The following is a 9,206-nucleotide window of genomic DNA, read 5'->3' on the forward strand; positions in this document are numbered from 1 at the left end:
TTGATCGCGATGAAGATCAGCTCCTTGTATTTCTGTTCCAATGGGCCCTTGGTCTGTGGCACCGCGCGGAAGGCGAGGAAGGTTTCCAGATAGTCCGGGTCCATCTCGGCCAGCGCGTCCCACATCGGGTTCCAGTCACCGGTGGCGCGCTGCGCCTCGGTCGCGGGATAGGTCTTGTCACTCATGCGGCTGCCTCTTTTTGCTGTGCCCGTCTATCACGGACAACGGTGATACGGTTCATGCACCGGTATTGGGGCAGGTAATCCGCCACCGCAAAATGCATGGTCACCCGGTTGTCCCACATCGCCAGTGCGCCGGGCGACCAGCGAAAGCGCATCTGGATTTCGGGCTTGTTCATGTGGTTGGCCAGCCAGAGCTTCATGGCATTCGACTCGATCGTGGTCATGCCGACGATCTGGTTCACGAAGCTTTCGTTGAAATTGAGGAATTTGCGCCCCGTTACCGGATGTCTGGCGATCAGGGGGCGGACCATATGGCCAAAGCGAGATACCGCTTCGTCCAGGCGCGCCTTGCCGGTTTTTCCGTCCCTGTCCCCGGCAAAACTGTTGCGGAAATCGCCCAGGTCGTGGACCGCCTCCATACCTTCCAGATCACGTTTCATGCCTTCGGGCAGGCGATCATAGGCGGCATAACAACTGGACCACATCGTATCGCCGCCGCAGGGTGGAACCTGCCGTGCGATCAGGATCGACGCAAAGGGCTGTTCAGCCTTGAAGGTCAGATCCGTATGCCAGGTATTGGTGTCGGGCGGTGTGTTCGGGTCGTTTTCCAGCTTCACGATCCGCTCATACCCCTCGACATGCGGATAGAGCGGATGGGGTTCGTCAAGATCGCCGAAGCTCTGGGCAAAGGCCATATGGGCTTTCGGGCTGATTTCCTGCCCGCGCACGAAGATGACCAGATGATCAAGCAGCGCCTGATACAGCGCATCCAGCACCGGCTGGGTCAGCGGCGCGGAAAAATCGACGCCGGAGACTTCGGCGCCGATATTCGGTGTGATCTTTTCGATGCTCAGCATGTTCGCTCCTTCGAGGTTCAACCACCCCGATGTTTGAAGCTGTCGCGGCGGAAGGAGTAGAGTGCAGCCGGGTCGACCTGGACGTCAACCACTGCCGGTTTGCCGCAGTCCAATGCTGCCTCGATCGCCTCGGCCATACCTTTGAGCGTATCGGCGCGGTACCCCTTGGCGCCGTATAGCTCGGCCAGTTTATCGAAGGGCGGAGAGGAGATATCGGCCCCGATGTAGCGCCCGCCGAAGAAATCGCGCTGATAGGCTTTCTCGGCCCCCCAGCAACCGTTGTTCATCACCACGGTCACGGTGTTGATGCCGTGATCGACGGCGGTCGACAGTTCCGAGACCGTCATGCCAAAGCCGCCATCGCCCATCAAGCTGACCACAGGCCGTTCCGGGGCGGCCAGCTTGATCCCCAGCCCGCAGGCGAAGGAAAAGCCGACGAGGCCAAAATCCAGCGGCGTGAAGAGGCTTTTCGGGGTCCAGTAGTTCAGCGCGTCGGTGGCCTGAAGGCAAAGCGTGCCTGCATCCATGGTCACGGCGGCATCGTGTGGCAGGACATCGCGCAGCGTCTTGAAAAGACCCGACGGGTGGATTGGCATTGCATCCACCTGCGCATCGGCATCGCGTTTGGCGAGGAAAGCCTGACGCTCGGCCTTGTAGGCGTCCGTCCATGTGTCGGCGCTGGCGCGGTCGCGGAGCTTGCCCACGGCCTCGGTCAGCTGGACGGCTGCCGTCGGCGCATCGGCCCAGATGCCAAGGGCCACGGGGAAATAGCGGCCAATGGCGGTGGGTTCCAGTTCCACCTGAATGATCGCTGCATCGCGATTGATATTGTCGTAGCTGTAGAAGGTGGCGTTGAAGCCAACCCGTGTGCCCAGCGCGAGGATCACATCAGCCTCGCGCACCAGCCTTGAGGCGACGATGTTACCACGCGGGCCCATCTGGCCTGCATTCAGGGGGTGGCCGAAGGGGATGGCATCGCCGTGGCCGGGCGAGGTGACGATGGGTGCATTCAGCGCCTCGGCCAAGGCCAAGGCCTGAACATGGCCGCCGGTGTTCTTGATGCCACCGCCCGCGATAATGACGGGACGGGAGGCACCCGTCAGCATCTTCGCGGCCTGCGCGATGGCCTCGGCAGGCGCGGCGGGATTGGATTGGCTGCGATAAGTCTCGGGCGTCTGGAAGGCGTCGAACTCGGACTGCGCCGACAAGACGTCGCGCGGCAGGTTCAGTTGCACAGGCCCGCGCCGGGGCGTCATCGCCACGCGGAAGGCTTCGCGCACCATTTCGGGCACGCGGTCGGCACTGGTCGCGGTCCAGGTCTTCTTGGTGATCGGGGTGAACAGCGCCTGCTGATCGACCTCCTGAAACGCATCGCGGTAGACATGCGATGAGGCGAGCGATCCGGCGATAGAGACGACCGGCGAATAGGCGGCCTTGGCCTGCCCCAGCCCGGTCACAAGGTTGGTGGCCCCCGGTCCGTTCTGGCCCGCCAGCACGACGCCGGCCTGACCGCTCATCCGCGCGTAACCATCGGCCATATGGGTGCCGGTGCGTTCGTCATGGACCCCGATCAGGTTGATTTCGGACGCATCATAAAGTGCGTCGAACATCTCCATCGTCGCCGAGCCGATAAGGCCGAAGACATGGCCGACCTTTTCCGCCTTCAGCGCCTCGACCGCGGCTTGTCCGCCTGTGAGTTTTACCATGGTTCAGTCCTTCTCAAAGATACGGCCAAGAAACCCGAGGATCGGGCTTAGAAAAAGCTGCGGCTCTTCCAGAAGGCCAAGATGCTGAAGGTCCGGGACGATGATCACCTCGGCCCCTTCGATTTCGGTCGCGATGCCTTGCGACATGGCCGGTGTGGAGCCTGTATCGTTTTCGCAGGTCATCACCAGAGTGGGATGGGGGATCGGCGGATCTGGCCGGATCAGTTCGACCACGCCCGAGGCCAGCACCTGACGATGCCTGGTGTAATTATCGGGGTGATTGGCCAGAACCGTGTCGCGGACCCAGTTCACCACCTTCGTGTTGCTTGCGCGAAATTCCGGCGTGAACCAGCGTTCCAGCGTCTCTTGGATGGTCGCGGCAGGGCCGCCTGCGCCGGTCGCCGCCGCGCGTTCCTCGACAAGGCGCTGGGCCTCGGGGGTGCGTTCATGCGGTGAGTTGAGGATCACCAGACCTTCGCAGCGGTCGGGGTGATCCATGGCGAAACGGCGGTTGATCATGCCGCCCAGCGAAAAGCCGATGAGCGTGGCGCGGGGAATATCCAGCGCATCCATGAGAGCGCAGAGCTGGTCAGAGAGCACCACAAGGCTCGGGGTCCGGTCCGGAAGGGTGGTTTCACCATGGCCGCAAAGGTCATAGCTCAGCACCCGGTAGTCGCGGGCCAGCACTGGCACATGGTCCGCCCATGTCGCGCGGGTCAGCCCCAGCCCGTGGATGAGGACAAGGACCGGCGCATCGGCCGGTCCTGTCAGATCATATGCGGTGCCTCCGGCAATCATGCCTCAGACACCCGCCGGATTATCGACGTCGCGGCCCATTTCCTTCAGGTCCTGATAACGGTCGCCGATCCGGTGCAGAGGATGGCCGCCGATGGACGCACCCAGGGCCACGATGATCTCATCCTCGGCAGGCGCATCCTGCACCGAAAGATGGATGGTCTGGTAATGCGAGCGCCGCCCGCCATCATCCTTGTCCATCAGGGGGATCATCAGCGAGGTGCCAGCCCCCCCCCTTGTATTGGCGAAGGCCAGATAGGATTTCGCCTTGACCGCATCGCGGTACTGGTTGCCGAACCACAAGGAATGGGTCAGGGCCTGAGCATGCTCAATCTCGCCGCCCATGCCGACGACAGAGGATTTGCCATAGCCTTCCAGCTTGTCGCCGGTCACATCAAGGATCATGTCGGTCAGCAATTTGCCGATCTCAGGCCCGATATCGCGCACTTCGGGGCTCAGGTCTTCGACCCAGCCGCGCCCGAACCAGGGGTTCTTGATGATGACCATGGCGGCGATCAGCTTGGTGGGCACCGGCACACCCTTACCGCCTTCGATCTGCGTGGTCTGGATATTGAGGATTGTCCGGCGGATTTCGGCGGGCATTCGGGTCGTCCTTTCAGAATATGGGTCAGGCAAAAGCCGGGATGACTTCGTTGCAGAAAAGCTCCATCGAGCGCTTCTGTTCGGCATGGCCAAGGCCGAGGCTGGCATAATAGATAAAGCTGTCCACACCCCGTTCCTCATAGCCCTTCAACCGGTCGATGATCTGGTCCGGCGTGCCGAACATCAGGTTTTCGGCCAGCATTTTCGGATCATATTCGGCGCGGTTTTCCAGATCCTCCAGCGGGATCTGCTTGGCGAAACCGTTATTCACATCGCCAAGGTTCTTGAACAGGTTTTCAAACTGCGACAACTGGCGCCGGGCAGCGGCGATGGGCACGTCGATCTGATCGGCGCGCTCCACCAGTGCAGTATGGCGCATCATCGCAATTTGCGGGCGCTTCTTGCCGGGATGGTTGGCCTGCGCTTCCGCCAGACGCTCCAGATAAAGATCGACCTCGGACATTGGGCGTGTGAGCGGCCAGGACATGATATTATAGCCATGTTCAACCGCATAATCGAAGGTGATCGGCGCGCGGGCAGCGACCCAGACCGGCACGTCTTTTTGCAATGGCTTGGGCACCGAGGTGGATTTCGGGAACTGCCAGAATTCCCCGTTATGCTCGTAATCCCCAGCCCAGAGCGCCTTCACCGCTGGCATCATCTCATGCATGTACCGCCAGGCGTCCGACTGCTTCAGCCCCGGATGCATACGGTCGAATTCACGCTGATAAGCGCCCGAGCCGATGCCGAATTCGAGCCGCCCGCCGGTCAGAAGATCGGTCATTGCGGCTTCGCCCGCCAGCCGGATCGGGTTCCAGTAGGGCGCGACGGCGACGGCGGTACCAAGGCGGATGCGATCTGTGTGATCACCCCACCAGGTCAGCAATTGGAACGGGTTCGGTGCGATGGTCATTTCCATCGCGTGATGTTCTGCCGCCCAGACAATCTCGAACCCCGAGCGGTCGGCCATCTGAACCATTTCCAGCGTGTGGCGGGCAACATCCTTCATATCGAGGCTGTCGTCGATCCGCTCCATATTGATGGCAAGGTGGAATTTCATGCTGCTCTCCGTTGGGTAAATCAGCGCGCCACGAACTGGCTGCCGAGGGGTTCATCCGAGGTATTCATCCACACGGTTTTGGGCCGCGTATAGTCATAGACGGCCTGAAACCCACTTTCGCGGCCATAGCCCGAGTTCTTCATGCCGCCAAACTCGGCGATGGGTGACACCGCGCGGTAGGTATTGACCCAGACGATACCGGCCTTGACCGCATCGACCATGCGGTGGGCACGCGCGCCGTTGCGGGTAAAGATACCGGCAGCCAGCCCGTGTTCGGTGTGATTGGCAAGGCGCACCGCATCGGCCTCATCCTTGAAGCGCAGAACCGACACGACCGGGCCGAAAAGCTCGGTATCGACGATGCGCAGATCGGGATTCGGGCAGTCGATGATGGTGGGCGCGTAAAAGCGGCCCGGCAGACCGGCCACGCGGTGGCCGCCGCAAATCAGCTTGCCGCCCTCGGTCTGGGCATGGGCCACTTCGCGGGTGATGTTTTCCATCTGCCCTTCAGTGCAGATCGGCCCCATCTCGGTTTCTTCCGCCAAGGGATCGCCGATGCGGATATTGGCGGCCAGACCGGCCATCCGTTCAAGGAAGCCATCAGCGATGCTGTCATGCAAAAGCAGCCGCGATCCGGCGACACAGCTTTGCCCCGCTGCGCCGAAGATGCCCGACACCGCGCCATTGACCGCACTTTCGATATCGGCGTCGTCGAACACGATGAAGGGTGATTTTCCACCCAGCTCCAGCGACACTTCAGCGAAGTTGTTGGTGGAATTTGTCAGGATATGACGCGCGGCATTGGGCCCGCCGGTGAACGAAATTCGCGCCACCTTGGGATGCGAGGTCAAGACCCGCCCGCAAGGATCGCCGTGGCCGGTGACGATATTGACAACACCGGGCGGAATACCCGCCGCCTCGATCAGCTGCCCGAATTCCAGCATCGCGGCCGAGGCGAATTCCGAGGCCTTCAAAACGATTGTATTGCCTGCAGCCAGTGCCGGGCCGATCTTGACCGCCGAGAGGAACAACTGCGAATTCCACGGAACCACGGCGGCGATGACACCCAAAGGCTCTCGCTTGGTGAAGAAGAACAGGTCGGGATTGTCGATCGGCAGCGTCTCGCCATGGATCTTGTCAGCGGCGCCTGCGTAAAAGTGGAAGAACTCCGAGATGTATTTGGCCTGCCAGCGGGTTTCCTTGAACATCTTACCGGTGTCGATGCTCTCAACCCGGCCCAGTTCTTCGGATTTATCGGCCAGAAGATCGCCAAGACGGCGCAGGCAATGGCCGCGCTGGGTGGGCGACATCTTGGCCCAGGGGCCAGAGCTGAGCGCCCGGTCGGCGGCTTCAATTGCCCGGTTCACATCATCGGCGGTCGCTTCGGGGATGCGTGACCAGACCACGCCGGTGGCTGGGTTGACGCTGTCAAAGGTCTTGCCATCCGATGCCGTGACCCACTTTCCGTCAATCAGCATCTTGTAGGTTTTGATATCGCTCATGAAGGCTCTCTCTCAGGAAATCCGGGGGGCTGCCGAAGCTTCGGGCACGACGCGGTGATAAGCGCCATCAAGATAGGTCAGCGGCTGGTCCATCCCCTCACGCACGGTGTTCACGCGAATGATGAAGATGCGGTGGCTGCCCGACAGGACCGATTGTTCGACTGTGCCGGAAAAGATCGTGGCACCGTCGATCTGCGGCGCGGCGCCGGGGCGACCGAAACAGTCGATGCCGGAAAACCGATCCTCAAGCCAGGCATCATCCTTGCCCGCAAAGCGGTCGGCGATAGCGCGGCTTTCGGCGGGCAGGACATTGACGCAAAGCAGGCCGTTTTCCTCCACCGCCTGCGCGATCCGGCTGTCGGCCCTAAGGCAGACAAGGATCGTCGGCGGATCGGCTGACACCGAGGTAAATGCACTGACCGTTGCACCGTGGCGGCCAGCGGGACCGTCAGTCGTGACCACTGTCACACTGCTTGCAACCATCCGCATGGTTCGGATGAACGCGTCGCGTGACACATCAGTGCCGGTTCTCAGCTGGCATGCAGGCATGGCGTAATTCCCGTTGGTCTCTGTGGCCTGAAAAACCTGCCAGAGTCGAATGCATTTGAAAAACGAATTGTTTGGCAGCATAAATGCAAAATTATCGAACCATGAGGCTCTTTATGAACATCGTGACGCTTCAGACCTTTCTGACAATTGTCGAAACCGGGTCACTCGTCCGGGCTTCGGAAAAACTCAACGTGACGCAATCGACGGTGACCGCACGGTTGCGCGGGCTTGAGGAGACGCTGGGCCAGACCCTGCTCAACCGCCAGAAATCCGGCGCCACGCTGACCCCCGCCGGAACCAAACTGTTGCGTTACGCCGAGATCATGACCGGCCTTTGGCGTCAGGCGCGGCAGGAAACCTCATTGCCCGAGGGCACGACATCGGTCTGCAATTTCGGTTGCCATGTCGATCTCTGGCCCGGTCCGGGCCGTGCGTTTTTCGAGGCGGTCAACAAGCTGAGCCCCACCATGGCGCTTGCCGCCAGCCAGGGGGAACATGAGGCGTTGGAGCGGCAGCTGGGGTCGGGCCTTGTGGACGTGGCGATGACCTACCGGCCCTCGGTGCACGGCAACCGCACGATCCACGCGCTGAAACCCGAAAGACTGATCCTGTACGCGACGCGGCCCGACAACCCGATCCGCTTCACGTCGGACTATATATATGTCGATCTGGGGGAAGAGTTTCGCGATCAGCACGCGGCTGCCTATGCCGATGCCGGCATCTCGCGTGTCAGTTTTGACAGCGCGATCTGGGCGCTGGATTTTCTTCTGGCCAATGGCGGGTCGGCCTATCTGCCCGAGCGTCTGGCCGTCCCTTTCACCGCCGAAGGCAGGCTTCATGCAATACATATCGCACCGGTCTTTACCCGGAATACCTATCTAGTGGTGAACGACCAGGCGGCGATGGGCTGGCACTGGCTGCCCGATCTGGTTCGGGACCTCAGCGCTGAGCCTGTCCAGTAAGTTCGAAATATCCATATCGGGAATTTCGATTTCTCTATGCAAAATTAATCATTTTGCAAATGCATGACGGACCGCAATACTTGCCCGGTGATGGGGGCTCGCGCTTAACGTGTATCTGAAATTGCCTTTCCGGCCGAAAACGGCAGGAGGGGCTCAGATCAACGGGATGCAGAAACCCTGAAGTCGACTGTCGGGGATGAGTCCAGATTATCAAGCCATAATGCCAGTTTCGGGATTTGCTTGGCCTTGGCCACCAAGTCTCCCTACCATGTCGGCAGAAGCCACAAAAACGATCAACAGTAAGAGGAATTCAATCATGAAAAACACCACAATTCTGGGAAGCGCGATTTTGGGCTCGGCAGTGATGCTGGGCTCTGCCGCTGTAGCGGCGGACATCGTGATCGGTGTGCCGAACTGGCCGTCGGTGAATGCCGAGGCAAACATTCTCAAAGTGATCATCGAAGACAATCTTGGGCTTGAGGTTGAGCTGCAAAGCGGTACCAACCCTATCATCTTCGAGGCGATGGACAGCGGCGCGATGCAGTTGCATCCCGAAGTCTGGCTGCCGAACCAGCAGGGCCTTTACGACAAATTCGTCACCGAGACGGGCACCGTAACCCAGAACCCGAACGGCGTTGAGGCCTTTCAGGGTATGTGCGTTGACAAGGGTACGGCAGACGCGCACGGCATTTCGTCGATCGACGATCTGACCCGCCCCGAGATCGCCGCGATCTTCGACACTGATGGCGACGGCAAGGGTGAAGTATGGATCGGTGCGCCGGGTTGGGCCTCAACCAATGTTGAGCAGGTCCGCGCCAAGTCCTACGGCTATGACCAGACGATGGTACTGACCCAGAGCGATGAAACCATCGCCTATGCCGGTCTTGATGTCGCGATCGAAGCTGGTAAGCCTTGGGTTGGATTCTGCTATACGCCGCACTACGTCTTTGCATTGCATGAACTGACGATCCTGGAAGAGCCGCCCTATGA

The 9,206-nt window shown here is 60.5% G+C and carries 10 protein-coding genes; 2 read left to right on the forward strand and 8 right to left on the reverse strand.

The window, feature by feature from the left end:
- From WBB85_RS10140 to WBB85_RS10175, 8 genes are all read right to left on the reverse strand, one after another.
- Positions 1–185 (reverse strand): hypothetical protein (locus WBB85_RS10140; protein ID WP_432638498.1); only part of this gene is annotated, 185 nt, incomplete at its 3' end.
- On the reverse strand, positions 182–1,039 hold the full coding sequence (locus WBB85_RS10145; protein WP_432638499.1) for a TauD/TfdA family dioxygenase: 858 nt from the start codon (positions 1,037–1,039) through the stop codon (positions 182–184). The genes WBB85_RS10140 and WBB85_RS10145, both read right to left, overlap by 4 nt.
- A gap of 17 nt (positions 1,040–1,056) precedes the next feature.
- Positions 1,057–2,745, reverse strand: coding sequence for a thiamine pyrophosphate-binding protein (locus WBB85_RS10150; protein WP_432638500.1), 1,689 nt, complete (start codon positions 2,743–2,745; stop codon positions 1,057–1,059).
- Between the two features lie 3 nt (positions 2,746–2,748).
- Entirely contained in the window at positions 2,749–3,543 is a 795-nt protein-coding gene (locus WBB85_RS10155; RefSeq protein ID WP_432638501.1) for an alpha/beta fold hydrolase, read from the reverse strand.
- Between the two features lie 3 nt (positions 3,544–3,546).
- On the reverse strand, positions 3,547–4,143 hold the full coding sequence (locus tag WBB85_RS10160; protein WP_432638502.1) for an amino acid synthesis family protein: 597 nt from the start codon (positions 4,141–4,143) through the stop codon (positions 3,547–3,549).
- Between the two features lie 25 nt (positions 4,144–4,168).
- Positions 4,169–5,203 carry an LLM class flavin-dependent oxidoreductase gene (locus tag WBB85_RS10165; RefSeq protein WP_432638503.1) on the reverse strand — a complete coding sequence of 345 codons (1,035 nt, stop codon included), beginning with the start codon at positions 5,201–5,203 and terminating at the stop codon, positions 4,169–4,171.
- A 20-nt stretch (positions 5,204–5,223) separates the two neighbouring features.
- Positions 5,224–6,705 (reverse strand): aldehyde dehydrogenase, encoded by a 1,482-nt coding sequence (locus WBB85_RS10170; protein WP_432638504.1) that lies wholly within the window; start codon positions 6,703–6,705, stop codon positions 5,224–5,226.
- A gap of 12 nt (positions 6,706–6,717) precedes the next feature.
- The gene (locus WBB85_RS10175) at positions 6,718–7,254 is read right to left on the reverse strand and encodes a flavin reductase family protein (protein WP_432638505.1); all 537 of its coding nucleotides are present in this window, start codon (positions 7,252–7,254) and stop codon (positions 6,718–6,720) included.
- Positions 7,255–7,367: 113 nt separating this feature from the next.
- Between WBB85_RS10175 and WBB85_RS10180 the strand changes: the two genes are divergently transcribed.
- Both WBB85_RS10180 and WBB85_RS10185 read left to right on the forward strand, forming a co-directional pair.
- Positions 7,368–8,216 (forward strand): LysR family transcriptional regulator, encoded by an 849-nt coding sequence (locus tag WBB85_RS10180; RefSeq protein WP_432638506.1) that lies wholly within the window; start codon positions 7,368–7,370, stop codon positions 8,214–8,216.
- A gap of 316 nt (positions 8,217–8,532) precedes the next feature.
- Positions 8,533–9,206 (forward strand): glycine betaine ABC transporter substrate-binding protein (locus WBB85_RS10185; protein WP_432638507.1); only part of this gene is annotated, 674 nt, incomplete at its 3' end.

The sequence above is a fragment of the Albidovulum sp. genome, assembly GCF_049646345.1.
Taxonomy (GTDB): Bacteria; Pseudomonadota; Alphaproteobacteria; order Rhodobacterales; family Rhodobacteraceae; genus Albidovulum.